This is a genomic window from Lysobacter korlensis (assembly GCF_042434515.1).
In genome coordinates, this window is sequence record NZ_JBHLTG010000008.1 from 265,678 (window position 1) to 289,808 (window position 24,131).

The window sequence follows — 24,131 nt, forward strand, 5'->3', positions numbered from 1 at the left end:
GCGCGCCTACTCCCTTGCGCGCCGCGTCTCCCGGGCGTTGGCCCGCTGGATCGCCGCCACCAGCTCGTCCTTGCTCATCCGGCTCCGCCCCGGAACCTCGAGGCGCTTCGCGAGGTCGTACAGGTGGCGCTTCGAAGCGTTGGCGTCCACGCCTCCCGCGGTGCGGCCACTGCGATCGGTGGCACCCTGATCGCTCGGTCCCCACTGCTCCTTGGGCTCCCAATGGTCGCCGACCTTCTCGAACTCGTGCTTGAGGGCCGAGAAGGCGGTGCGATGGGCTCGCTCTCCCTCGCCGTAGGTTCCCACGGCCGAGTCGTGGGTCTTCGCCCAGATCTCCTGGGCACGCTCCGACGAGCGGGCGACGGTGGAAGGCATCTCATCTCGTGCCGGCATGATTCCTCCTCCGGTCGGGTGCTCCGCACGGTACGCCCGAATCCTGGAGGCGCGCCAAGACGTCCGCCATCTTCCAATCGCCTGAGCGAGGCGCCGTTCTGTTGCAAACCCGACTGGGCCGGGCGACGCTCGAACTGGAGGACGGCATCATGCGATTCCGGGATCGGACCGACGCCGGCGAGCAGCTCGCGGAGCGCCTGGCGCGCGCCGAGCCTGGCGCGGCTCCGATCGTGCTCGGTCTTCCCCGCGGCGGTGTCGTGGTCGCCGGACCCGTCGCCCGGGCGCTCGGCGCACCCCTGGATGTGCTGGTGATCCGGAAGCTGGGTTCCCCCGCCAATGCTGAATACGCGGTCGGTGCGATCGGCGAGGGCGGCGTCCGCGTCGTGGACGCCAAGGGTCTCCGTGGTACCGGTGTCACGGAGCGCTCGCTTGCGGCGATCGAGCGGCAGGAGTTCCGGGAGCTGCAGCGGCGCACCGCGCTCTACCGTGCGGGGCGCCTACCGCTGAACCTCTCCGGCAGGACCGCTGTGCTGGTGGACGACGGGGTCGCCACCGGCGCGACGGCCCGGGCCGCGTGTCTCGTCAGCCGCGCGATCGGCGCTCGCCGGACGGTGCTCGCAGTCCCGGTGGCCCCACGCGACTGGACCGACGGCCTCGCGGATGTGGCGGATGAGCTCATCGCGCTCCAAACGCCCTCCCCGTTCTTCGCGGTGGGCCAGTGGTACGAACGCTTCGGACAGACCAGCGATGACGAGGTGCTCGCGACCCTCCGCGATCATCCCGGCACCGACCAGCCGCACCAGAGAGAGGAAGACCGATGAGTGGATCCAATGTTCCCGCGGGCGCAGATGAGGCCGCGAGCTTCGACGATGCGCTGACCGAGGACGCGCTCACCGACGACGATGCCCGAACCGACGATCGGTCGCCGACGAGCGGTGACGCCGAGTTCGCCGGGGTCGACATCACCGAGCGCGAGGGCCCGGATCTCGCACGGGAGGACCGGACGGACAGGTAGCCGGCATGCTCGACCGCCTGGAGCAGCTCGAGGAACTGGTTGCGGCGAACCCGGATCTCCACGTTCGCTACTCCGAGGGGTTCGAGAAGGACGTGGGCTCCGGCAGCCTCGACACCGAGAGCGGCCTGCAGCTGCCCGGCTTGTCCGTGAACCCGCTGAATCCCGAGCCGTGGTGGACCCGGCCGGTCCGCGACTGGCTGGCGCGGCAGCTGTGCCAGTACAAGCACCTGCAGGAGCAGAACCCGCACCGGCACGCGTGGGTGCTGCGGGGAAGGATGGTCGCCCGCGGCCCGGACTGCGAGCCGCTGCTCGCCGACGTCGAGCAGGTCGACCAGCTCTCCGACTCGCTCCTCTCCGAGGCCGAACGGGTCTACCAAGAGCGCTTCGCCCGCGGCCAGGGACCTGAGGACTGAGCCGCCGGCGAGTCCCGGCGGCGTCGCTAGAGTCGGAGGATGGAGGCGCAGGCCAAGGACTCACAGGTCAGGGTGGACGTCTGGCTGTGGGCCGTGCGGATCTACAAGACCCGCAGCCTCGCGACGGCCGCGTGCCGTGCGGGGCATGTCCGCGTGAACGGCGAACGGGCGAAGCCGGCGCAGGCACTGAAGGTGGGCGACGAGGTGCGGGTGCGCACGGACCGCGAGCGGATCCTGACGGTCGCGGGCATCCTGCGGAAGCGCGCCGGAGCGCCGGCCGCCGCCGCGGCGCTGATCGACAGCAGCCCACCGATCCCGCCGCGCGAGGAGACCGCCGCACCGGTGCTCCGCACCCGCGGGGCGGGGCGGCCGACGAAGCGGGAGCGGCGCGACCTAGAACGCCTCCGTGGCCACTGACGATGTGCGCATTCCAGGAAAGGACCAGCTCGTGCGAGTGATCGTCGCCCCCGACTCCTTCAAGGGCACGGTGAGCGCCCGGCACGCGGCCGTCGCGCTCGCTCGCGGCTGGAGCGCCGTGCGGCCGGGCGACGAGGTGTCGCTGCTGCCACTGGCCGACGGCGGCGAGGGCACCGTGGACGCGTTCGCGGCGGCCTCCCCGAACGCGCAGCTGCGCGTCACCCGGGTGAGCGGCCCTGACGGACGCGCCGTCGACGCATCCTGGCTGCTGCTGCCGGACGGCACCGCGGTGACCGAGCTCGCGGAATCGTCCGGATTGCCACTGATGGCCGCGCCCGACCCGCTCGGCTCCTCGACTGTCGGGCTCGGCGAAGTGCTCGCGGCGGCGCGAGAAGCCGGCGCGCAGCGGATCGTGGTCGGGCTCGGCGGATCCGCGTCGACGGACGGCGGCACCGGGGCGCTCCGAGCGCTCGGTGCCGGATTCCTCGGGCCGAACGGGCGGGAGCTCCTCCCCGGAGGCGGCGCGCTCCTCGACCTGGCCGAGGTGGACCTCGACGGGCTGACACCGCCGCCGCCGGGAGGCGTCACGCTGCTCTGCGACGTCACCGCCCCACTCCTCGGCCCAGCAGGCGCCGCGCACGTGTTCGGGCCTCAGAAAGGCGCCTCCCCGGCGCAGGTGGGGCTGCTCGACGAGGCGTTGACGAGGCTCGCCGGCCTGCTTCGCGGGGAGCCGGCGACGCCCGGCATGGGAGCCGCCGGCGGGACCGCCTACGGGCTGGCGGCCGCCTGGGGGGCGACGATCGCACCCGGTGCACGGACGGTGGCCGAGCTCGCCGGGCTCCCTGCCGCGCTGACCGAGTGCGACCTCGTGCTCACCGGTGAGGGCCGGTTCGATCGCACATCGCTCAGCGGCAAGGTCGTCGGCGGCGTGATCGATCTGGCTGCGGCAGCCGGGGTGCCGGTCGGCATCGTCGCCGGTTCGCTCGCCGGCGAACCGCCGGCATCCGTGCGCCTCGCCACGTCCCTCATCGACCACGCCGGTTCGCTGGAGGCGGCGCTGGCGGAGCCGGAGCGTTGGCTGGAGGAGGCCGGCCGCGCGCTGGCGGCCCGCGCCTGAGCCGCTAGGGGACCTGCACCACGGCGCTCACCACATCGGTGTTGCCGCCGAAGTCGCGCACCCACAGCTCGATGTAGACCCGGGTGGCGGAATCGAGCGGACGGAACTCGTACTGGAGTGACGGCAGATCCGCCCAGAGGCCGACGTCGGTGGTCGCGATCCATTCCTCCGTGCCGTCGTCCAGCACGTTGAGCACCTCTGGGGCGATCAGCCCCGAAGGATCCGCGGTCAGCTCGCCGTACGTGCCGAGCTCCTCCTGGTAGGCGTAGTACGTCTCGCTCAGCAGCCCCGCGCCCTCCGGGTCGATGAGCAGCGACAGCAGCGCGTCCTGGTAGGTGTCCCCCGCGCTGTCGTCAGGCGCGGAGTAGCCGAGCGGCACATCGATGGTGGCGAGTCCCGTCTCGTCGTCGACGAGCAGCTCGAAGTACGCGAGCGCCTCGTCCTCGCCGTCGGTCAGGACGAGGGCGCTCAGGTCGTAGAGACCGGAGGCATACCCGGAGCCGTCCTCCGCGATGTCGGCCGGCTCCTCGCCGAGGAAGGTGATCGAGTCGTCGTACTCCACCATCCCGTAGCGGATGAACGCCTCGGCCAGGTTGTCCTCGGCAGCGAGCTCGAAGTAGCCGGTGATGCTCAGCCCCTCCTCCTCGAAGACCACCTCCGCCTCCCGTGGAAGGAACTGCGCCTGCTCGGCAAGCGGGATCTGCCGCCCAGCCGAGTAGTAGGCGGCGAGGAAATCACCCCAGCCGCCGTTCGACTCGACACCCGCGTACTCCGGGTCGAAGTAATCCGAGACGGGCGGGAAGTACACGGACAGCCCGGTAGCGCCGGAGAGGGCTTGGCCGTTCACCTTGTCCACGATCGCGTCGTTGAGAGCACGCACCACCGCGTCCGCCTGGTCCGCGACGTCGAGCGCGTCGACGCCGATCTCCGCGGCGAGCATGCCGAGGTCCGCCAGGTGGCTGTCCTCGGCCGGGTCGGGGCTGCGGCCGAAGCCGAGCGTCTCGGCAAGGGTTCGGCCGACGGCCGGCGAAACGGATCCGGCGCGCTCGATGAGGGCGCCCGTGAAGTCGGCGACCGCCGAGTCGAGCGACGGGAGCGCCGTGAGGTCGACCAGCGAGAGGGTGATCTCCGGCTCGGTGCCCTGCTCGACCGCCTGCGCCTCGAAGCCGTCGATCATCGCGGCCCCGAGTTCATCCACCGACGTGCCGGGCTCGGTCAGCACGCTCAGCGCGGCGTAGTCCCAGCCGTGGCCGGGCTCAAGCTCCTGCGACGCCAGCAGCCGGTCGGCACGCGGCGCCAGCGCGCTCGCGACCTCGTAGGTGGCCATCAGGCACGCGTCGAAGCCCAGCAGGTCGAGCTTCCCCACTCCGGCTTCGGCCAGACCGTCCCCGAGCGCGCGGTCGAGCTCCTCCAGCGTGAGCGTGTCGGCCCCGGCGGATTCGTCGCCACCGACGCCGGGCCACGACGCCCCATGGTCGGAGAGGATGAGAGCGTAGTGGTCCGCCGGATACGCCCGGATGCCGTCGGCCAGGAAGTCGGCCAGCACGGCCGGATCCCCCGTGTTGAGGTCGCCGTGATCGTTCTGGACCACGGCACCACCTGGCACCACTTCGAGCGTCTTCGCTCCCACCCACTCCTCGAGGCCGAGCACCGGCTCGTCGTCGTAACCCTCGGCGCGGTCGACGAGTGCCACCACGTTGAGGTGCTCGGAACTGCCCACCTCGCCCATCTCGTCGACATCGTCCATCATGAACGGTTCGAGGTCGGTGTCGGCGATGGAGTAGGTCAGCACCGTCCAAGTGCCCTCCTCCGCCGACGGCTGCGGCGCCGAGGCGGGGACCACCCCGCAGCCGCCGAGGCCGGCGGCGATGAGCAGGGCGAGGACAACGGCGGGTGTGCGGAGCACGGCTCTCCTTCGGGTGCGGACAGCGACAGCGTATTGGCGGCTCCGCCGGACGGCGCGAAGGCGCGGATAACGATTCTGCGCACGGCCTCGCCGTTGGCTGAGCGTTCCGGACACGGTGTTGAGCCTCCCGGGGCCGCTTCTTAGCGTGAGGAGATGAGCGAGTCGTTCGGGAAGCCAGTCGTCGTGATCACGGGAGCATCGAGCGGGATCGGACGCGCGACGGCGCTTCGGTTCGCGAAGTCGGGCGCGGCGCTCATGCTGGCCGCTCGCGGTCAGGACGGCCTGGACTCGGTGGCGGCGGAGTGCGCCGAGCTCGGCGCCGAGACCGAGACCCGCTCGGTGGACGTCACTGATGAGGACGCGATGCTGGAACTGGCGCAGCAGACGGTCGCGCGCTTCGGGCGGATCGACGTCTGGGTCAACAACGCCGCGGTCGGGGTGTTCGGACCGATCGACGAGCTGCCGACCGAGGCAATCCGCCGGGTGCTCGACGTCAACATCCTCGGCTACGTGTACGGCGTCAGGGCGGTGCTGCCGCAGCTGAAGCGGCAGGGTACCGGCGTCATCATCAACGTCTCGTCCCTGACCGCCCCCATCCCGCAGCCGTACACCGCCCCGTACTCCATGTCGAAGGCTGCGGTCCGGTCACTGAGCGCGAGCGTCCGGTCGGAGCTGCGGCTCGGCGGACACGCCGGAGTGCGCGTCTGCACGGTGATGCCGCCCGCCATCGACACCCCGTTCTTCGACAATGCCGCGAACTACACCGGCCGCAGGGCGCGGGCGATGCCGCCGGTGTACCCGCCGGAGAAGGTGGCCCGCACGATCCTCCGCCTGTCCCGGATGCCGCGGCGTGAGGTGATCGTCGGAGCGATCGGCAGCTCCTTCGTGCAGCAGGGCAAACTCGCGCCCGGCATGATGGAGCGCTCCATGGCGGCGATGGTGGAGAACACGCACCTGTCCAAGAACGAGCCGGTGGCGCGGACCTCCGGGAACCTCTTCGCACCGTCATCCGCATCGACCAGCGGTTCGCTGCACGGGGGCTGGGATGGCGGCCGCAAGACGGCGGTGCGGGTCGGCGTCGGCACGGTCGCCCTGCTGGCCGGCGGGGTGGCCGTGGTCCGCCGCCTTTTGCGCTGAACGCGCCTCCATGATCTGCGGACTTCTGCCGCTTCGGAGCGCGAGCCGGCGGCGGAAGTCCGCAAGTGAGCGCGGGGAGCGGCGCGCTCGGTCATCGCCCGCTGCGGTCGCCGCTCCCGTTCCCGCCGGCCTGGCCCGCCCCACTGTGTCTGCTGTCATTGATGGCCTGTCCGACGGCGGTGCCCGCCGCCCTCCCGGTGACGATCTCCGCGATGTCGATGCCGACCAAGTCCCTGATGATCTTCGTCGCCGTGGCGAGCTGCGCGGCCACGCCGTCGCCCACCTGGCCGGCGCCGTTGCCGTCGGACGAGATGACCGTCATATTCGAGATGGCGGCGAGCGGCTCGGATGCCGCCCGGACGATGTCGGGCAGCTGACCGATGACCTGCTGGCGGAGCAGGTCGGCGGCGCGGGCCTCGAGCGCCTCGGCCTGAGCGAGGGTCGCGTCGGCCTCGGCGGTACCCTTGGCGCGGATCGCCTCGGCTTCCGCCTCACCCTCTGCGCGCACCGCCTCCGCGGCCGCGATACGGCGGTTGCGCTCAGCGAGACCCTCCGCCTCGACCGCCTGGGCAAGCGACGTGCGCGCCTCGCGGTCGGAGTTCGCCGCCGCGACCGCAGCGACGGCGCGAGCCTCGGCGTTCTTCTGCGTGGCGTAGGACTCGGCGTCGGCTACCGCCCGGATCTCGGCGTCGAGCTCCTGCTTGCGCACCCCCACGCGTTTGCCGGCGTTGATCTCCTCCTGTGCGATGACCTGCTGCTGAGCGATGGCTTCGGCGAGCGGCTTGGCGGCAGCGGCCTCGGCGCGGGCCTTGTCGGTCTCCTTCTGGATCTCCGCGTTGCGCAGGTCGAGCTTGCGCTGCTGCTCGGCGACCGCCTGATCGGCCGCAATCCTCGCCTCCTCGGAGGCCTGCCGGGACTGCGACTCGGCGATCTCCGCGATTTGCTTCACCCGAGCGGCCTCGGCGCGTCCCAGGTCGCGGATGTAGCCGTTGTCGTCGTCGATCTCCTTGATCTGCAGCGTGTCGATCTGCAACCCCTGCACGTCGAGCGCCTCCCGCACCGCCTCGAGCACCTGCTCCTGCAGCGCCGACCGGTTGGTGATGATCTCGGTGACCGTCAGCTGACCGACGATCGAACGCACCGATCCGCTCAGGACCTCTTCGGTGGACGACTCGATCTGGTCCTGCTGGTCGAGGAACCGCTGGGCTGCGGCGCGGACCATGCTCTCGGAGCCGCCGACCTTGACGACCGCGACCGCGTTGACGCGGATGGTGATGGCGTCGCGCGTCTGCGCGGTCGCCTGGACGTTCAGCTGGCGGCTGCGCAGGCTCAGCTTGAAGTGCGCCTCCACGATGGGCTTCACGAACACGCGGGAGCCGAAGACGACCCGCTGGCCGGCGTTCTCCGGATCGCCGGGTCCGAGTGTCTTCTGCTTCGACGTGACGATGATCGCCTCGTCCGGCTTCGCCACCTTGATGCCGCGCAGCAGCGCGACGAGCGCGATCAGCAGCACCAGCAGGACGACGCCGCCGATCAGCAGCGGAGGAATGAGATCTGGGAGGAACGGGGGCACGACGGCTCCTTCGGCTCGGGCGAGCGCACCGTCGGCCTGTGCCGGATTCGGGTTTCCGGCGGCGCGATGCCTCGTCGGCAGTATGCCCGAACATGGCATCCGCGCGCGAGGACCGGCCGATTCCTCGCGCCGTCCGGCTCAGGCGGTCCGGCCCCGTGTCGCGGCCGCCACGATGTGCGCCCGCAGCGGTTCCAGGCGCTCCGCGATCGGAGCGACGGCGGTGCCGGGAACGCCCGCGTCGGCCATCGCGCCCATCAGGTGGCCCAGGGCGCGGTCGAAGTCGTCGTCGGTCAAGCCGAGCGGCAGATGCGATGCGGCGAGCGTGAGTTCGTTGAACAGCTCGGGCCCGCTCAGCGCGGCCAGCAGGAAGGATCGCTGGTGTGCCCGGAGATGCACCAGGTTGACGCCGGCGAAGAAGTGCGCCAGTCGTTCGTCGGCGAGCATGCGGTCATAGAAGTTCTCGATGACCTGCGTCAGCGTGATCTCATCGATGACGTCGAGCAGCCCGCCACGTCGGGATGGAGTCATGCTTCCTGCTTCCCTCGCGCGTCAACTCCCGTCACACTAGGCGCGCAGGCTGGGATGCGCTTGCGAGAAGCCAGGAACCGGCTGAATGTCTGCTGGATGCCAGATGTGCGCACACACCTTCCCGGAGGCGCGGTCGGGTCGGCGGGGCGGGCGGCTCAGCGCCAGCCCGTCGGCACCGAAAGGCTCGCGCTGATCTTCGACACCGAGCCGTAGCCCGACTTCACCCCGGTCACCTTCACGGTGATGCGCTTCCCCGCGTCGCCGGCGGTCAGCCGATACGACTTCGAGGTCGCTCCGGCGATCGGCTTCCCCGACCGGTTCCACTGATAGCGCAGGGTGACGGGACTGGGGCCCCAGGTGCCGGCGTCCGCACGCAGCGTCGAGCCCACCCGGGCGCTGCCGGTGATCGTCGGGGTCGGCTTCTTGGTGAGCACCTTGGTGACGTATTTGCCGGCGCTCGTCTTCGAAGCTGACGAGTATCCGCTCTTCGAGCCGCGGACCGTCACGGTGACCGTGCGCCCGGCATCCGCCGACGTCAGTCGGTACGTCGACCACGTTGCGCCGGGGATGGGCTTGCCGGAGCGGTTCCACTGGTAGCGCAGGGTCACCGGAGCCGGGCCCCATTCGCCGGGGCTGGCCGTGACGGTGTGGCCCACCCGGTTCGATCCGGAGATCGCCGGGGTGGGTGTGCCGGTGAGCAGGTGGGCGATCGCCCGGGCGGGGCTGGTGGTCGAGGTGGTGGTGTACCCGGCTTTGGCGCCGGTGACCGTCACGGCGATCAGCCGTCCGGCGTCGGCGCGGCTGACGCGGTACGTCGAGGAGGTGGCGGCGGGAATGGCGACACCGTCGCGGAGCCACTGGAATGTGAGGGCGACCGGCGCCGGACCCCAGGTGCCGGGCGCGGCGGCGAGCAGGTGCCCGGCGGCCGCGGTGCCCTTCACGACCGGGACCGGCGACGTGAGGGTGCCGGGGCTCAGCGTGATGGCGTTGCTCTTCACGCTCGGGGCGGAGACCGCGGAGCCGTTGGAGGCGGTCACGGTGAAGGTGTGCGGTCCGCCGTCGATGCCCGGGAACACCAGGCTCGTGGCCGTGCCCGCCGAGCGGGAGCTGGCACCGGTGGCCAGCTTCGGCGAGATGGTGACGACGTAGTCCGTGATCGCAGCGCCGCCGGTGCTCGAAGGCGCGGTCCACGACACCAGCGCCTCGTCATCGTTGCCGGTGGCGGCCGCAGTGACGCCGGTGGGCGCGGCAGGCGCGGTGAGCTGCGTGTCCGCCGAGCCGTCGGACGGCGCGCCGGTGGATCCCGGGAAGCCGGCCGGGTCGGCGTAGAGGAGCCGGTTCGGCGACCCGCTGCCCGCGGAGGCGACTGCGCCAGTCGTGGCGGTGCCGAGGAGGGCCGAGGTCACCTGCGCGGGTGTCGCCGCCGGGTACGCCGACAGATAGCGGGCAGCGACACCCGCGACGTGGGGCGTGGCCATCGACGTGCCCATCAGAGATGCGAGCGCGGTGGAGCTGGTGGAGTAGGCGGAGCGGATGCCGGCGCCGTTGTCGCCGCCCGGCGCGAAGATGTCGACACAGGATCCGTAGTTCGAATAGGAGGCGCGGGCGTCGGTGATGCCGGTCGCGGCGACGGTGATCGCCGAGGCCGCGCGCGCCGGGGAGCTGTAGCAGGCGCTGGTGGAGGAGTTGCCGGCGGCGGCCACGACGACGATCCCGTCAGCCACCGCGTCGGCCACGACGGAGTCGATCATGGAACTCGCCTGCGCACCGATGCTCATATTGAGCACGGCTGGCTTACCGGGCCGGTGATGCGCGAGGATCCAGTCCATTCCGTCCATGAACTCCCACCCGGAGCTGGTGCGCCCGGAGCAGTCCAGGATCCGCACCGGGATGAGGGTGGCCGCCGGGGCGATGCCGACGGTCGAGCCCGCGACGGTGCCTGCCACATGGGTGCCATGCCCGTTGCAGTCCGAGGTGCCGCGCCCGTCCGCGACCGCGCCGAACCCGCCGGCCACACGGCCGCCGAACTCGGCGTGGTCCGCCCGGATGCCGGAGTCGAGGATGTAGACGTGCACGCCGGCGCCGCGAGCGGTCGACGGGTAGGAGTAGCTGCCCGACAGCGGCAGCCTGCGCTGGTCGACGCGGTCGAGGCCGTAGCTGGGCGGGTTCACGCGAGTGTCCAGTGCGTGGAAGGTGACGTTGGGTTCGACCTCGACGTCGGGACGCCGGTCCAGGGATGCCGCGGCAGCGGGCGGCATGGTGACGGCGAGCACGTCGAGCCGCCCGAACACGTCTTCCACCACGCCCCCGACGGAAGTGACGGTGCGCCGGAAGTCTTCGGCGTCCCCTGCGACGCTGACGAGGTATTCCTCGGCTTCGGCTGCGGCAGCCGCCTGTACCGGCACGAGCGCGGGAATCGTCATGGCTGCGGCGAGCACGCCCCCGATCGTCGCGATCCCCCAGCGGTGTGCGCGCTTTCCTGCGCGAGTGCCCTCATACGGCGCTCGGCGACTCGTGGTCATTGATTCCCCCCGCGCTGAATCTAGCCCCGAGGGTTGACCTAGGCGATTCCCACTTCTGGGATCCCCCGTGCGAGGGGTCCCGTGGATTCGGGACCGCGGTCCCTCGTCCGCCGCCCGAGGTTCCCCATACACTTTCGGTCGTGCGATCGGACGACGACCTCGGCGACCCGGAAGCGCCCGGCGCATCGGCTCCCGGCGCGACTCCCACCGTGCCTGCGGCCGGCGCGCAGCCCCCGAGCGTCCGGCGGCGCCGAAGCGTCGCACCCGCGGTCGTCCTGCCCCTGCTGCTCGCGGTCCTCGCGGGCAGCCTGTTCGTCGTCGACCGGTCGGCGCCCGCCCTGGCCGGCGGCGACGCGGCACGGTTTGTCCCACCCGACGGCCACGCCGCCCGGTATCAGGACGCGGACGGCACAGTCGACGCGGTCGAGAACGCCCGGCTCATCGGGGTGGAGGGACTCTTCACCGCGCCCGACGCCGTCGCCTCGGCGGTGCTCGGCTCGCTCGGGGAGGCGGGCGTCACCGGAGCGCAGCTCTGGCGCGAGACGCTGACCACGGCGGACGGCTCCCAGTACTCGGACCTGTACCTGCTCGACGACTCCGGCATCAGCGAGGTGGCCGCGTGGGGCGGACCGGTCGGCTTCACCTTCGAGCCCGCGCTGCTGCTGATGCCGGCCGGAGCCGCCGCCGGCGACGAGTGGTCGAGCAGCGGCTCGGCATTCGGCGACGGCGTGCTGACCTATCGCGCGGAATACCGGGCGAGCGAGCCGCCCGCCAGCATGGAGACCGCAGCCGGCGGGCGGCTGAAGATCGCGCAGGACTGCCTGCAGGTCGACGGCAGCCTGCTCGTGGAGGAGCCTGAGTCGGGTCCGCTGCTGGAGTCGACCGGCACCTCCATCTGGTGCCCGGGCGAAGGGCGTGTGCTGACCACCGGCGAGCAGAACGGCGAGCCCGTCACGAGCGCGGTGACCGACCCGAGCGCACCGCTTGCGCCCGCGGCGCCGGCCGCCGACCCGGCGGCCCCGGAGGATGCCCCGGCCGTGCAGCCCGGGGACGTGACACCGCTCGATGCGGTCGCCGTCGACCCGTTCTTCGGCGAATCGGTCAAGCAGGGCGCGGTGACCATCCCGCCCGCGCATTCCGACGCGGGCCTCGTGCTGGTGGCGAACGACCGGGGGGACGATCTGCACGCGTGGCGGCTCGGCCCCTCGCGGGCGACGCTCGAGTGGGCCGCGCATCCAGGTGGCGTGATCGTCGGTGTCGCCGCCGTGGGCGATCTCGTGCTCGCCGCCACCTCGGAGCGGGCAGTGCACGCATACGATGCGCTCGGTCGCCGTCTATGGACCTGGCGCGGCGACGAGCTGGCCCTCGCACCGCCCCGAAGCGCCTCCACAGCCGGCTCGAATCCGCTGGTCGCGACGCGGGACGGCAGGGTTGCCCTGCTTGCCGCCGAAGACGGTGCGGAGCAGTGGTCCGCCGACCTCGGCGCCGACACCCGCGGCGGGTTCGTCATCGCCGGGACCGTCGTCGTCCTCGCCGATGAGCGCGGACGCCTGAGCGGCCTGGACATCGCCACGGGCGAGCTCCGCTGGCGGCAGGATGCCGGCATGATCGAAGCCCTCTCCGCCGCGGCGGACGGCACCGCCGTCTACGCGGCGACGTTCGACAACGAGCTGCTCGCGATCGACCCGGCCAGCGGCGAGGTGCGATGGGACGACGGCTTCGCCGGCATCCTCCGCTCGATGACTGTGACGCCCGCCGGTGTGGTGCTCGCGACCGATGAGGAGACGGTCGGCTACGACGCCGACGGCGCCGAAGTCTGGGCAGCGGCCGGTGGCGGGGGGCTGCCGATCGTCGGTGAGGCCCCGGAAGCGGGCGCCACCGTGTCGCTCCGAGACCGTCGCGCGGCGTTGCGCTCCGCCGACGGCGAGGACGCCGGCGAGTGGCACCTGCCCGACGAGGCCACGGTTGAGGGCGGGCACGTGATTCGCGATGGCTCCGACGTCGTGCTGGTCGACTCGTTCCTGCTGTTCTGGCGGATGGAGGGCCGATGAACCGCATCCGGAACAGCCGGGTCGCGCGCGGCCTTTCCCGCTTTCTGGGGATGCTGCTCGTTGAGCCGATCCGGGCGGGCCGACTGCGCGACACCGGCTGGCCGGCGGGGTTGAAGACGGTGGTGGTCTGCGCGACGGTCGCGTTCACCCTTGCCGTCGCCATCATCGTCGCGTCGCCATTCCTGCGCGCTTTGCTTCCGCTGACCGTGAGCACCGGGGCGGTGACCCTGTCCCTCCCCCGGATCCTGCTGCCGCTGTTCTTCCTGCTTGTGGTGGTGTCCGTCGCGCTCGTGCAGACCGCGGTGCTGCACGTGAGATGGCTGGTCGCGATCCCCGTGACGCTGATCACGGCGCTGCTGCTGCTCTTCCTCGGCGGCCTCGACCGCGGCGACGGGATGGGCGGCGGCCTCTTCGTGCCAGGCAAGCTGGTGGCGCTCCTCGCTGTCGCTGGGATCATCGCCCTGCTGCTTGTGCGACGACGTCGCGGGTTCGCCTGGGGCGAGTTCGCCGTCGTGCTGACTCTGGTCGGGGTGTCAGCCACCGTGTCGATCGCCCGCACGGCCGCCCAGAGCCTCCCGTTCGGAATCGACTTCGGCCCGACCACCGCGAGCCTGATGATGTCGTCGCTGGGCTCGCTGGCGGCGCCGGCTGCGCTGGCGGCCGGGGTGGCCGTGGCTGAGCTCGCCGTCACGGCGGCGCTCGCCGTCGTGGGAGCCCTCCGGGTGCGCAGGTCCGCCGCGGACGACGGCGCCGGGCTGCTCCCCGAGCTGTCGGCCGGTCGCCGCGGGAACGCACCGGAACTCGCCGCCGACAGCGCCGCCGGCGTGCACGTCACCGCCGGCGAGTCGACCGCGTCCGACGGCCCGGCTCAGCTCTCCGAGCGCCGTGGCCGGCCCGGGATCCTGCTGTGGGCGTTCCTGGCGCTCGCGGCGCTCCTCGCCGCGGACATCGTCACCCGGTACGCGTCGAACGCGGCCACGGCCCCGCCGCCGTCCGCATACCCCGGCTCGGTCGGGCTGATCGCGCTCATCGCCGCGGGGTGGGCCGGGCTGGCGATGCTCCGCCGCGCGGGCCGGAGGACAAGAATCGTGGACACCGCGTCGGTCACGACCGCCGACCTGCTCGGCCGGCTGAACGCCATCCTCTTCCCGGTCGCGGCGGCCTTCACGGCGCTGCTCGGACCCGTCGTGGTGCTGCTGCTCGGCGCGCAGGTGCTCACCCAGTGGGCGCTCAGCGCGGAGGTCGCGGCGATCGGGTTCGTCGCGATCGACGCCCTCAGTGGCAGCGTCGTGACGACCGTCGTCCGCACGCTCGCCGGCATCGCGTTCCTTCTCTTCGCCGTGGTGGGCGCCGCCCGCGGGCGGCGGGCGGTGCCGGAGCTGCTGCTGGCGTTCGGGGTGATCGTGGTCCTCTCGAACGCGCCCAACATCGCTGCCTTCTCGATCGAGTGGTCGTCTGAGGCCATCTCGGTCGCGGTGGGGGTGGGCACGGTCGCCCTTGCGATCGTGCTGGCAGTCCAGCGCCGGCTCGGCGCCGCACAGCTGGCGGCGCTCTGCGTCGCGCTCCTGCTCGCCCAGGCCGCGGCCTGGCGCGAGGTGCTCGCCAACCCCCTGAGCGTGCTGCTCGGCGCGAGCGCCGTCGCCTTCATCCTCCTCGGCTTCGTGTGGGGATTCGTCGCCGGTGCGGAGCCGACCCGCTCCGGCTCCCCCGAGTACCCGGTGCCCGCTCGGGTGCTGCTGTTCCTGGCCAACAACGTCTTCGGGGTCACGGCCCTCGCGTTCGCCGCCCTGGCGCGCGACCTGGACGTCGTCATCGACCTCGACCAGTTCGCCGGCGCCGGTGACCTGCTGCTCGGCACGGCGCTCATCATCGTCGTGGTCATCGCCCTGTGGGTGGAGGTGCTGCCTCGGCGGAGCACGGTGGCCGGTCTGCCCGGGTCGGAGGCAGCGACGGGTTCGTCACCCGCGGCGATTCCGCTCGAGCGGTGACGTCGCGAGGGGCAGCACGTGCCGAAAGCCCCTGTCGGTGGACGCACCGATGGAAATACAGTGTGCGGGTCCCGAACCGACCCGGGGGTGCCAGATGGACTTCGAATCGCCCAGATTCACAAGGGACACGCTGCTCCATGACATCCTCAACGACCCGGACACCGGTGCGGTCAAGCTCGGCCCGGGCAGCCCACCCGAAAGCGTGAAGCTGCTGCAGCAGGCGCTGTTCGATCTGCACTGGGTATTCGCGACGTCGCCGGGCACGATGCATCAGGACTTCGTCATCGGCATCTACGGCCCGAGGACGCAGGCGGCCGTGATCGCCTACAAGACGCGCTACGGCATCCACTTCCCGCCGGAGGTACCCACCGGCTTCATCGACCACTTCGCAGGACCCCGCACGTTCCGCCGGCTCGACCGGCACTGCGTCGTGCTCGACCGGGCAACACCTGCGCTGTACAACAAGTTGTCCGAACTCCAAGCGGGCGGGCTCGCGATCACGCTGGTGCGGTACCCCGACCCGCAGCATCCGCACACGCGTCCCGTCGTCGGCACGGCCGGCGCGACGTGGCAGGTGATGCTCGACGGTGAGCCCTTCGGACACCTCTACTTCCGGGAAGAGACCGGCGCCTTCCTGGTGAGCGGCGATATCGACGATTTCTACCGCGACTCGGCAGGCGGCCCGTCCGGCTCGCTCGGCTACCCGACGAGCGACGAGTTCCCGGATGCGAGCGGGAACCCGACCAACGAGTTCGAGGGCGGCACGGTCACTCAGGACCTCCAGACGGGCCTCGTGACGGCGACATCCAACGATGTGATCGTCGACTTCGGTGACGAGTTCTCCCGGTTCTAGTTCCCTCCCACGGGGACAGTCGCCGAACTACACCGCGTAGCGCTCCACGAACCGCCGCACGATTCCCGGCGGGTGGCGGACCGCGCTGGAGCCCACCCGTTCCTTGAGCGCCTCCGCCTCCTCCGGCGCGAAGTAGCCCGCGTACTTGTACACGTCGATCCGGGTCAGGATGCCGGCGATGTCCAGCTCCGGGTGGAACTGGGTGGCGTAGACGTTCGAGCCGATCCGGAACGCCTGTACCGGGCAGTCGGAGGAGGAGGCCAGCCGCACCGCGTGGGGCGGCAGCTCGCGCACGGCCTCCCTGTGCCCGACGAACGCCTCGAACACCGGTGGAAGCACGCCGAAGACCGGGTCGCTTCGGCCGTCGTCGGTCAGCGTCACCGACACGGGTCCGACGGGTTCGCCGTAGGTGCGGTCGACCACCGCACCCTGATGCGTTCCGATCGTGCCCACTCCGTAACACGCTCCGAGCATCGGGAAGTCGGCGGCCACCACCTCGTCGAGCAGCCCGGCGAGCTCTCCTTCGACTCGGCGCTGGACGTCCGACTTCGTTTCGGGCGGATCGGACGAGTTGAACGGGCTGCCGCCCATGATCAGCCCCGAGTAGTCCTCGAGCCGAACGCGGCCCAGTGGGCACTGCTCCAGCCGGACGCGGCGCAGCTCAGACTCGCGCAGGCCACCGAACCGGAGGAACGCCTCGTACTCCTCATCCGCGGCCCGATCCTCTGCCCGGGTGGCCAGCAGGAGAAAAGGCTTCATGTTCTGAGCGTAGACATGGCGGCCGTGTCAGCCGCCGATGTGTCGCCGAACCCCCATCGTCCCGAGGTGAGCCCGGATGACCTGGGCGTTCGGGGAACGGCCGCTTATCGTTCGCCGAGCGCTCCCCAGCCCATCCATTTCGTCACGTCAGCACGGACGCTCACCCGCGGGCGATGCCGGTTCGGGTAGTCGGACCCGCGGTAATGCCGGGAAAGCGCGTCGATGTCCGCCAGCCCGGCGTCGTCGGTGATATCCACCACCTCCAACTGCAGCGCGACATGCGAGTACCAGTCCGCGCCGTCCATCACATCGAGCGCGAAGCGCGGGTCGCGCCGCAGGTGATTCAGCCGAAGGCGACCGGCGTCGAGGTTGATCATCACCCTGCCATCGGGTTCCAGCAAGTACCACGTGGCGACGGTCACCGGATGCCCGTCCTTCGTCACGGTCGCCATGACGGCCGGATGCGGCTGCTGCAGAAATGTTCTGATCGTCTCTGGGACCCGGATCGGCATCACCCGAGCCTAGTGAACCGCGACGAGCCCCGGTCGCCGGGACGTGCCGACGGTCGACGGCCGAAGCGTGGTTCGCCCACTGTGAGGCGAATGTCGTGGAGCGTCGCAACTCGAAGAGCTGGCCGCGATTGCCGGATGCGAGCATCGATTCGTCGGGTATCCCAGGATGTGACCCGGCGAACTGCCTTGAAGATCATGTCGCCGCCTGAGCCCGGATCAGTCCCACCATCGCCTCGCGGCAGCGCACACCAACGTGCAGGAGATCGCGTTGCAAGCGGCGTTGAGACCGACGAGACGTTCACCCGTGCGTTCACGCGCCAAGGTGAGCGGAGGGCTGGCGCTGTGACCCCGCTGGCAAACCTTGAGTCCTCCTGCCGAACCGGCGTAAGTGTATTTTCGGACGGGCGTGGTGCGTGAACCCCTTGCACCGGGAGTGAGGCGACAGGCGATGCCGTGAAGGCTTTCAGTGATGTTCCGGTCGAACTGCTCCACGTCTATGACTACGCCGTCCTTTCCGATGGCGCCCTTCTCGCCGTGCACGCGGCGACCGAATCCGGGCATCTGATCGGCGATCTCGCCTACCTCCCCGACACCCGGGGCAGATACCTGATAGACGGTCGTCGCTACTCGAGGGTGCACGGACGCTCTCAGCCGCACCCCTTTCGCCGCGACGTACTGGCGGCGAGCGCGCCGCTGGGGTGGCAGCTGATTGCTGCCAAATCCATAGTCGCCACAGCGGACGCCGTAGCGACCGCGAACTGTCATGACATGCTCAGTCGGCGGCTCGATGGTCCACTGGCTCGACGCGTGCAGGGTCTTCTTGATTGGATTTCGAACCATGTCGTCCCGGACGGTTCTTCGGTCAGGTTCGGGTTGACGGGTTCCGTTGGCTTGGTCGACGAACGGTGCGAGAGCCTCGCCGAACCACATGACTTCGACATCGTGATCGAGGCCCCAGTAGAGACAATCGACCGTGTCGTGCAGAGTGCCGGGCTCCTGGTCACCACCTCACCCCCGCTCAGGGTGCACGAATACGGCAAGGGGTGGAGAATCCGAATACGGTCACCACTCGGGCTGATCTGCCTTTTCTTCCGGACACCGGCACCGCTCTTGGATGTCATGGATTGGGACAGGCAGCCCGACCGCGCTACGTCCGTGACATGTCACGGCCTCGTACTGGATGTGACGAGAGCATCCCTCACACCGTGCGTTGTGGAGATCGACGACCGTTCGCTTGGCCGGACGACAGTGGTGTTTCCCGGCCTCAGACTGCGTGGCGACGCATCGGTTGGAGACGAACTGACCGCCGACGGAGTGCTTTACGAGTTCGAACAAGGTCCAAGAAAGAGCGTGCTCAGAAGGGTGATAGTGGAGAACGACGTCAGGGCGTACGTCACGCCGCAACCGTGGCCTGGATATTGACAGCGCCGGCACCGCACGTTGCTTCGCCCCCAGGAAACAGGGCGCAGGCGTGGTCACGGGTCGGTGCGCGGTTACTGCAGCGCCGAATGGATTGAAACCTGTGGAAGACGAACTTCCCGCCCCGCGCACCGAGCGTCCTCCACACGACTTCGAGTCGTTCACGTCGTACGCCGCGGTGATGACCGAAGTCGTGCGCGAACGGCTCGGCCGGCTGGTCGAACTCGCCCTCCCATCTGGTGCTCGTTGGCACCCGACGGGGTTCTTGATCTTGCAGCTCCTCGAAATCCGCAGCTTCGGTCTCGTCCGATTGCACATTTGGCCAGCTCGAGTGCGTGTAGCCAAACCGGGCCATCCGATGATCCACTGCCACGGGTTCCACTTGTACTCGACAGTAGTCGCCGGGACCTATTCGGAGGTCCGCTACGATGTCGCGCGGATCGCCGCCGCGAGCGTCGCCGAACCGCGCGCCTTGCACGGTTTCAAGGTGGAGCCGCCCCGGCCGGACAACGTGGACCGGTTATGCGAGGAACCCGATTGGCGATACTCGGTGCGGCAGAACGGGCGACGAACGAGGGACGAGCTCGGATCCGTACACACGCAGGAGGCGGGAACCTATCACTCCACCGCCATTCCCATGTGGTCAACGTGTGTGACCCTCGCCATCACCGGAACACATGTGCAGGGTCAGGAAGACCATCTCGTAGGCCGGCCTGGCAGCTTCACGATCGACGGCGGAAGGCCATACGTGCCTCCCGACCGAGCAACACTATTGCTCCGTGGCGCTGGCTTTGCGCGCTGACCGCTATGCCCGGCGAGGCAACGCTCCGCGCCACGTATTGACCAGCCCCTGGCTGTCGGCTTGAGCGGCTCTCGTGTCGACCCGGTGAGCAGATCCGGCCGGAGTGAGGGATGCGAACGTGTTCGTGGTGGCGCTTGCTCTACAGCCCGCGGTCGCCTGGTGTGGGCCCGTTGTCTGCAGCGGATGCGTCGATGACAGCCACACTGCCTCCGTGAATCACCCCCATGCGCCGCGCGATCTCCAACATCTCCTTGACGTCTTCGTCACCTAGTGCTGAACGCACGTTCTCCCAGAGCTCAACGTTCGTGTGCGCCCAGTTCAGGTACTTCGATCTGGCGCTGTCGGTATAGAAGTAGATGCCCTGTTCCAGCAAAGGCCGCTGTTGAGTGACCACCCGGCTTGCGAGTTCGCCGATTTCGATACCGTTCTCGATGAGGTAGTGATTCGCGAGCACGATTGGCGTCACCGGTAATGCCTTGAAGAGGGTGTCCGCATCGCTGAGCGCCTTAGCGGCATCGGATATGTCAGCGGTACGTCTGGCCATGTCCTGCTGCATGACGACGCTGTCCACGTCCTCCACCTCATCCGCGGAGAATCCCGCTCGCTCGAGGTGGGAAATCCTCAGATCTCTCCCGACTTCCGGGGCGCTGTTCGTCACCACCAGATAATTCAGATCGTGGGTCAAGGCGGCCGCCTCAACCAGCTCACCGTCCACATCGAGTTCACGGGCGAACTCCACTGCTTTCTTCGCCACGAAGTGAACGTGGTGCCAACCGTGGAATGGTATATCCGCGCTGCGGTCGCGGTACAACTTCTCGAGGGCGGCCGCGAGCGCCGTTGTGCGAGCAGTGAGCATTGTTGCGTTCTCCTCACAGAAATACAGACGGGCTGCGGATCCGCGATTCAATAACGATATGTCACGGTGGTGCGCCGGCATCCGGTTGCCCCAGGTGAGGACCGTCGGATTGACCTGCTTGCAGACGAAGTCGGAAGCGGGGTCGAACAGCGCCGCGACCCGCTTTCTCGCGTGATTTCGAAGGCGATTCCGCTCACCGCGTGCGATTGAACGGGGAATGGGAGCGGGCGAGGACGTCCTTCGACAGATGCGCGTAGGCGTCGAAGCCGAGGGATTCAAGGAAACTCTCGACGTCTTGCTCCGTCGGCTCAATTGCGAGCGGCACCTCGAGATCGACACGGTCAGCTAACGCTTGCGCATGATCGAAGTTCAACTTCGCGGCCCAGTAATGGTCCCCGTCTGCGGCATCGTGGAAGAAGTGGATCGAGGGCGCCTTATCTCGCGTCAACGTGACAAAGGCATGGTTTTGCGAGGTATCGACTCGAAACAAGTCAAGATTGGAGCGCAGATACACCTCAACTCGCACACCTGCGACGTGTTGCTGATAATGGGCGGCCCGCAAGATCGTTGCGAGCACTTCGACTCGCGCATCGATGACCGTGTCGATGCCGTGGGGGTTGCCGTCGACCTGATCACGATGCGCCGCGTACGCCTTCACAAGCCAGTTGTTACGTGGGTCGATCAAGAGGAACTTGACGGTCTTCGGCGCTCCGGAACGCGCCGCCATGGCAAATCGGGGAAGAACCTCCGTCCGGACCCACCTTCCGATGTGCCCGTTGTGGAGCCAGAAGCCGCTCTCCTCAATCGCTGCTAAGTGCATGTGGCGAGATGTGAGCGAATCGATGACCGTCGTCTGCTCGAGCTTACGATCCTGACGGAAAAGGAAACGCGTAACGAAGGCGATGAACGCTGCGGCAGCAACACCGCCGAAGAGGCCCGAGGCGACGACCTGAAGCGTTACGAGTGCCGCACGTCCCAGGTCCTTTTCCTCGTCAAGACCCCACGCGGCGAGGCCCTGCACGATCAACAGGGTGATGGCGGAGATGATCGTGACGACCATGAGCACCCGACGGGCTTGGGCCGACTTCAGGAGGTCAAGCATCCGGTCCTGCGTCTCGGTCGGATCATCATTCGCTAATTCAAGTCGGCTCTGAAACTAGCCGAAACAGTACCAGAGCAACTAACAGCAGCTGTTCCGACACCCTGCCTTGGACGCCCCGGCCGGAATCCGAGTATGCGTCGCCACGTGGAACCTCGCCATCTTCAACGCCGACGCCGCATGCGACTCCTCCAGGCAACTCGCGAGTCGACGCTCATAGCTCGCTGGCATGGACTCGTACTTCTTGGAGTGGATCAGAGCCTCCAAGGAATCAAGTGGCGTTACCTCGACCCCGACGCCGACACCGACGCCAAAGAATCATCGACCCACTCGCAGCACGAAGAACCCGGACCTGCTGCAGGTCCGGGGTGTCCTCGATGTCTTGAGACATCACATTCGTGGGCTGTCCAGACAACCTGGAGTGGCGCGGATCGCCAGTAGCTCAACGTGGCGCCTTTCCCAGTCCCTGCGACTTTTTTCCCAGGCTCCGAATTGGGCGCTGTCCGGTGCGCACGAACCAATCTCACTGTTGGCGTCCGCACATGCCACGGAGCGGCCGGTCGATCCGTGGCGGTATGACACACTGCCGATGGTGTGGCCGCTCCGCAGGCGTCTCTTGAAGGAGACTCGACTGCATGGCCAACTCGGTCATGCTGCGCCGGGCGTTGGTTCGTGCTCGCTACACCGGGGAGGGAGAGACGGGTGGGAGTTCTCGTAGGGCTGTGTGGTTGGACGGTCTCCCAGGCTTCTTATGTACGTCGCTTCCCCGTCGTCGAGGTGCAGCACACCTTCTACGAACCGCCGTCCGACGTCGTCCTGTCGCGCTGGCGAACCCAGGTGCCGGCCAGTTTCGAGTTCACGATCAAGGCGTGGCAGATCGTCACCCACGAGTCCAACAGCCCCACCTACCGGCGGCTGAAGCTGCCTCTGCCGGACAGCGCGCGTGGCCAGGTCGGAGCGTTCCGCACCTCGCCTCCAGTCCTTGCGGGATGGCAGCGGACCCTCGAGTGCGCCCAGATCCTGCAGGCCACCGCCGTACTGCTTCAGTGTCCGAGAAGCTTTCGCCCGACGCCCGACAACGTTGAACGGCTGCGCAACTTCATGGCGCAGGTGAAGCGGCCAGCCGGGCGGCTGCTGTGGGAACCCCGTGGTGAATGGCCCACGCAGCTGCTCACGGAACTCTGCGCCGAGCTGGATCTTGTTCACGTCGTCGACCCCATGCAGACCGAGACCGTGACGCCCGAGCGAACCTATTACCGCCTGCACGGCACTGCCGGCTCGCGGCACGTCCACACCGATGATGAGCTGCGCCGGCTGCGGGATATGGTCGACGGCCGAGTGTCGCCTTACGTCATGTTCAACAACCTGCCCCGCGTAGGCGACGCAGAGCGGTTCCTCGCCCTGCTCTGATCAGGGCAGGTGCATGACGACATCGCGACATACGTTGCCACCGCATCGGGGACGCGATAGGGAATAAGGGCGGCACGTTGAGTCGGACGCGGAGGCCTCAGGCCGCATCCCTCCGAACTTGTGTCGACGATCTCGCCGACGAGCAGGTGAAGGCAAGATCGTCGACGTCTCGGACGCCGGGACAGCTCAGATTCTCTACGGGCACGGCGTGAGACATCATCGGAGGACGAACGACCGACCGATCGGCCAAGCAGACCCTGATCTGCGATCACGGTCTGTGCGGCCGACCCTAGTGTTGGGCCTTCCAGGAGCGAGCAGGCTCGGCCGGGCGGCCGACTCGACCGCCCGGTCGGCTGCATCCGGGGGGAAGTGACGGGGCGTGTAGTCGGTCGTCCACTCCCAAACGTTGCCCGTCACATCGAAGAGGCCGTAGCCGTTGGCTCGGAACGTGCCGGCCGGGGACGTGCCCACGTACCCCTCCGCGCCGAGACTGCATCCCAGCAGCTCGGCCACTCCTCCCCAGCCATCACCCGCGAGTTCTACATCTCGAAGCCAGCGATCGCAGCGGACATCGCTCACGTGCTCGAAGAGCCAACCCGTCCGGAGGCCCGCTCAGCCGCCGTTCCGCCACGGATAAATGGGAAACAAATGCGGACAGCTCGCCGACGGAACGGGCGTCGAGGTCCTCACCTTCCTCGACGACCACTCGCGCCTCGCGATCTCGATCACCGCGCATCCGGTGGTCACCGGCCCGGTCGTGCTGGCCCAGTTCTGCCGAAACACTGAGAACGACGGGCCTCCAGCATCCAGGCTGACGGCAACTGGCTGGTGTTCACCACCCGCGTCCGCGGCGGCATGAACGCGTTCGAGAACTAGCTGCGGCTGCTGAACATCACCCAGAAGAACGGCCGACCAACCACCCACAAACCCAAGGCAAGGTCGAGCGACTCCAGCAGACCCTGAAGCGGTGGCTCGCCGCACAGGCACCCGCGCTGACCGTCGAGGCCCTCCAGACCCAACTCGACATCTTCCAGACCTATTACAACGAGCAACGGCCGCACCGCTCACTGCAACGCCGCACACCCGCCGAGGCCTACACCGCCCGCAGCAAAGCAGGCCCAGCCGGCACCGTCGGCGGACACTGGCGCATCCGCGAAGACCGCATCGACGACTCCGGCGTCCCCACCACAAAGGTGAGGGCGTCCTGGATGTCTCGCGACATCTGTCCTCTATGTCTGAAGACATCACGTTCGTCGGGCTGACAGTGTGTGGTCTCAGGACATAGGAAACGCATGTCTCAAGACATAGGAAACTCCGCGGCAGTCTCGGCAGGTGTCGAAAGCTCGCCTGGTCATCACCGC

At 69.0% G+C, this 24,131-nt stretch carries 24 protein-coding genes; 14 read left to right on the plus strand and 10 right to left on the minus strand.

The window, feature by feature from the left end; translation table 11 throughout:
- Positions 1-6: 6 nt before the first annotated feature.
- Positions 7-393 carry a ChaB family protein gene (locus ACFFGH_RS27705; RefSeq protein WP_386674611.1) on the minus strand — a complete coding sequence of 129 codons (387 nt, stop codon included), beginning with the start codon at positions 391-393 and terminating at the stop codon, positions 7-9.
- A 101-nt stretch (positions 394-494) separates the two neighbouring features.
- Here ACFFGH_RS27705 and ACFFGH_RS27710 point away from each other — a divergent pair, with 101 nt between their 5' ends.
- Genes ACFFGH_RS27710 through ACFFGH_RS27730 form a run of 5 tightly spaced genes read left to right on the plus strand, consistent with a single transcriptional unit; the run spans position 495 to position 3,355 of the window.
- Complete coding sequence (locus ACFFGH_RS27710) at positions 495-1,214, plus strand: phosphoribosyltransferase (protein ID WP_386674614.1); 720 nt, start codon at positions 495-497, stop codon at positions 1,212-1,214.
- Positions 1,211-1,408, plus strand: coding sequence for a hypothetical protein (locus ACFFGH_RS27715; RefSeq protein WP_386674617.1), 198 nt, complete (start codon positions 1,211-1,213; stop codon positions 1,406-1,408). The genes ACFFGH_RS27710 and ACFFGH_RS27715 overlap by 4 nt, the downstream gene beginning before the upstream one ends.
- Before the next feature lie 5 nt (positions 1,409-1,413).
- Entirely contained in the window at positions 1,414-1,821 is a 408-nt protein-coding gene (locus ACFFGH_RS27720; RefSeq protein ID WP_386674618.1) for a DUF6098 family protein, read from the plus strand.
- A 39-nt stretch (positions 1,822-1,860) separates the two neighbouring features.
- A complete protein-coding gene (locus tag ACFFGH_RS27725) occupies positions 1,861-2,238 on the plus strand; it encodes an Hsp15 family ribosome-associated heat shock protein (protein WP_386674621.1) in 378 nt (125 codons plus the stop codon).
- Positions 2,228-3,355, plus strand: coding sequence for a glycerate kinase (locus tag ACFFGH_RS27730; protein ID WP_386674624.1), 1,128 nt, complete (start codon positions 2,228-2,230; stop codon positions 3,353-3,355). The genes ACFFGH_RS27725 and ACFFGH_RS27730 overlap by 11 nt, the downstream gene beginning before the upstream one ends.
- 4 nt (positions 3,356-3,359) lie before the next feature.
- On the opposite strand, the gene ACFFGH_RS27735 is transcribed toward ACFFGH_RS27730, so the two are convergent.
- A complete protein-coding gene (locus ACFFGH_RS27735; RefSeq protein WP_386674627.1) occupies positions 3,360-5,261 on the minus strand; it encodes a clostripain-related cysteine peptidase in 1,902 nt (633 codons plus the stop codon).
- Between the two features lie 153 nt (positions 5,262-5,414).
- Between ACFFGH_RS27735 and ACFFGH_RS27740 the strand changes: the two genes are divergently transcribed.
- Positions 5,415-6,398, plus strand: a complete 984-nt coding sequence (locus tag ACFFGH_RS27740; protein ID WP_386674630.1) for an SDR family oxidoreductase — start codon at positions 5,415-5,417, stop codon at positions 6,396-6,398.
- A gap of 91 nt (positions 6,399-6,489) precedes the next feature.
- Here ACFFGH_RS27740 and ACFFGH_RS27745 read toward each other — a convergent pair whose 3' ends face one another.
- The 3 genes from ACFFGH_RS27745 to ACFFGH_RS27755 all read right to left on the minus strand — a co-directional run bounded on the left by ACFFGH_RS27745 (position 6,490) and on the right by ACFFGH_RS27755 (position 11,021).
- Positions 6,490-7,971 carry an SPFH domain-containing protein gene (locus ACFFGH_RS27745; protein ID WP_386674633.1) on the minus strand — a complete coding sequence of 494 codons (1,482 nt, stop codon included), beginning with the start codon at positions 7,969-7,971 and terminating at the stop codon, positions 6,490-6,492.
- A 138-nt stretch (positions 7,972-8,109) separates the two neighbouring features.
- Positions 8,110-8,499, minus strand: a complete 390-nt coding sequence (locus tag ACFFGH_RS27750) for a group I truncated hemoglobin (protein WP_386674636.1) — start codon at positions 8,497-8,499, stop codon at positions 8,110-8,112.
- A gap of 155 nt (positions 8,500-8,654) precedes the next feature.
- Positions 8,655-11,021 (minus strand): S8 family serine peptidase, encoded by a 2,367-nt coding sequence (locus tag ACFFGH_RS27755; RefSeq protein ID WP_386674638.1) that lies wholly within the window; start codon positions 11,019-11,021, stop codon positions 8,655-8,657.
- Between the two features lie 140 nt (positions 11,022-11,161).
- Here ACFFGH_RS27755 and ACFFGH_RS27760 point away from each other — a divergent pair, with 140 nt between their 5' ends.
- The 3 genes from ACFFGH_RS27760 (at position 11,162) to ACFFGH_RS27770 (ending at position 15,913) form a co-directional block, all read left to right on the plus strand.
- Entirely contained in the window at positions 11,162-13,072 is a 1,911-nt protein-coding gene (locus ACFFGH_RS27760; RefSeq protein ID WP_386674641.1) for a PQQ-binding-like beta-propeller repeat protein, read from the plus strand.
- Positions 13,069-15,060 carry a hypothetical protein gene (locus ACFFGH_RS27765; RefSeq protein ID WP_386674644.1) on the plus strand — a complete coding sequence of 664 codons (1,992 nt, stop codon included), beginning with the start codon at positions 13,069-13,071 and terminating at the stop codon, positions 15,058-15,060. Before ACFFGH_RS27760 ends, ACFFGH_RS27765 begins: the two co-directional genes overlap by 4 nt.
- A 94-nt stretch (positions 15,061-15,154) precedes the next feature.
- Positions 15,155-15,913 carry a hypothetical protein gene (locus tag ACFFGH_RS27770; protein WP_386674647.1) on the plus strand — a complete coding sequence of 253 codons (759 nt, stop codon included), beginning with the start codon at positions 15,155-15,157 and terminating at the stop codon, positions 15,911-15,913.
- A 27-nt stretch (positions 15,914-15,940) separates the two neighbouring features.
- Here the strand turns inward: ACFFGH_RS27770 and ACFFGH_RS27775 are convergent, their stop codons facing one another.
- Entirely contained in the window at positions 15,941-16,672 is a 732-nt protein-coding gene (locus ACFFGH_RS27775) for a glutamine amidotransferase (RefSeq protein WP_386674650.1), read from the minus strand.
- A gap of 104 nt (positions 16,673-16,776) precedes the next feature.
- Positions 16,777-17,184 carry a TIGR03618 family F420-dependent PPOX class oxidoreductase gene (locus ACFFGH_RS27780; RefSeq protein ID WP_386674652.1) on the minus strand — a complete coding sequence of 136 codons (408 nt, stop codon included), beginning with the start codon at positions 17,182-17,184 and terminating at the stop codon, positions 16,777-16,779.
- 453 nt (positions 17,185-17,637) lie between these two features.
- Here ACFFGH_RS27780 and ACFFGH_RS27785 point away from each other — a divergent pair, with 453 nt between their 5' ends.
- Positions 17,638-18,606 (plus strand): hypothetical protein, encoded by a 969-nt coding sequence (locus ACFFGH_RS27785; protein WP_386674655.1) that lies wholly within the window; start codon positions 17,638-17,640, stop codon positions 18,604-18,606.
- Between the two features lie 100 nt (positions 18,607-18,706).
- Positions 18,707-19,405, plus strand: coding sequence for a hypothetical protein (locus ACFFGH_RS27790; RefSeq protein WP_386674658.1), 699 nt, complete (start codon positions 18,707-18,709; stop codon positions 19,403-19,405).
- 139 nt (positions 19,406-19,544) lie between these two features.
- On the opposite strand, the gene ACFFGH_RS27795 is transcribed toward ACFFGH_RS27790, so the two are convergent.
- Positions 19,545-20,261: an HD domain-containing protein gene (locus ACFFGH_RS27795; protein WP_386674661.1), complete on the minus strand. Its 717-nt coding sequence runs from the start codon at positions 20,259-20,261 to the stop codon at positions 19,545-19,547.
- Between the two features lie 193 nt (positions 20,262-20,454).
- Positions 20,455-21,363 (minus strand): hypothetical protein, encoded by a 909-nt coding sequence (locus ACFFGH_RS27800; RefSeq protein WP_386674664.1) that lies wholly within the window; start codon positions 21,361-21,363, stop codon positions 20,455-20,457.
- A gap of 699 nt (positions 21,364-22,062) precedes the next feature.
- Here ACFFGH_RS27800 and ACFFGH_RS27805 point away from each other — a divergent pair.
- Positions 22,063-22,770, plus strand: coding sequence for a DUF72 domain-containing protein (locus tag ACFFGH_RS27805; protein ID WP_386674667.1), 708 nt, complete (start codon positions 22,063-22,065; stop codon positions 22,768-22,770).
- A 216-nt stretch (positions 22,771-22,986) separates the two neighbouring features.
- Here ACFFGH_RS27805 and ACFFGH_RS27810 read toward each other — a convergent pair whose 3' ends face one another.
- Complete coding sequence (locus tag ACFFGH_RS27810) at positions 22,987-23,349, minus strand: SUMF1/EgtB/PvdO family nonheme iron enzyme (protein ID WP_386674669.1); 363 nt, start codon at positions 23,347-23,349, stop codon at positions 22,987-22,989.
- 58 nt (positions 23,350-23,407) lie between these two features.
- Here ACFFGH_RS27810 and ACFFGH_RS27815 point away from each other — a divergent pair, with 58 nt between their 5' ends.
- Both ACFFGH_RS27815 and ACFFGH_RS27820 read left to right on the plus strand, forming a co-directional pair.
- Positions 23,408-23,629: a hypothetical protein gene (locus ACFFGH_RS27815; RefSeq protein ID WP_386674672.1), complete on the plus strand. Its 222-nt coding sequence runs from the start codon at positions 23,408-23,410 to the stop codon at positions 23,627-23,629.
- Positions 23,592-24,032 (plus strand): integrase core domain-containing protein, encoded by a 441-nt coding sequence (locus ACFFGH_RS27820; protein WP_386674675.1) that lies wholly within the window; start codon positions 23,592-23,594, stop codon positions 24,030-24,032. Before ACFFGH_RS27815 ends, ACFFGH_RS27820 begins: the two co-directional genes overlap by 38 nt.
- Positions 24,033-24,131: the final 99 nt, after the last annotated feature.

Coding starts and splice junctions, on each gene's coding strand:
- ACFFGH_RS27705 (WP_386674611.1), bottom strand. CDS start 393: ATGCCGGCACGAGATGAGATGCCTTCCACCGTCGCCCGCTCGTCGGAG.
- ACFFGH_RS27715 (WP_386674617.1), top strand. CDS start 1,211: ATGAGTGGATCCAATGTTCCCGCGGGCGCAGATGAGGCCGCGAGCTTC.
- ACFFGH_RS27720 (WP_386674618.1), top strand. CDS start 1,414: ATGCTCGACCGCCTGGAGCAGCTCGAGGAACTGGTTGCGGCGAACCCG.
- ACFFGH_RS27725 (WP_386674621.1), top strand. CDS start 1,861: ATGGAGGCGCAGGCCAAGGACTCACAGGTCAGGGTGGACGTCTGGCTG.
- ACFFGH_RS27740 (WP_386674630.1), top strand. CDS start 5,415: ATGAGCGAGTCGTTCGGGAAGCCAGTCGTCGTGATCACGGGAGCATCG.
- ACFFGH_RS27750 (WP_386674636.1), bottom strand. CDS start 8,499: ATGACTCCATCCCGACGTGGCGGGCTGCTCGACGTCATCGATGAGATC.
- ACFFGH_RS27755 (WP_386674638.1), bottom strand. CDS start 11,021: ATGACCACGAGTCGCCGAGCGCCGTATGAGGGCACTCGCGCAGGAAAG.
- ACFFGH_RS27765 (WP_386674644.1), top strand. CDS start 13,069: ATGAACCGCATCCGGAACAGCCGGGTCGCGCGCGGCCTTTCCCGCTTT.
- ACFFGH_RS27770 (WP_386674647.1), top strand. CDS start 15,155: ATGGACTTCGAATCGCCCAGATTCACAAGGGACACGCTGCTCCATGAC.
- ACFFGH_RS27775 (WP_386674650.1), bottom strand. CDS start 16,672: ATGAAGCCTTTTCTCCTGCTGGCCACCCGGGCAGAGGATCGGGCCGCG.
- ACFFGH_RS27780 (WP_386674652.1), bottom strand. CDS start 17,184: ATGCCGATCCGGGTCCCAGAGACGATCAGAACATTTCTGCAGCAGCCG.
- ACFFGH_RS27795 (WP_386674661.1), bottom strand. CDS start 20,261: ATGCTCACTGCTCGCACAACGGCGCTCGCGGCCGCCCTCGAGAAGTTG.
- ACFFGH_RS27800 (WP_386674664.1), bottom strand. CDS start 21,363: ATGCTTGACCTCCTGAAGTCGGCCCAAGCCCGTCGGGTGCTCATGGTC.
- ACFFGH_RS27815 (WP_386674672.1), top strand. CDS start 23,408: ATGGGAAACAAATGCGGACAGCTCGCCGACGGAACGGGCGTCGAGGTC.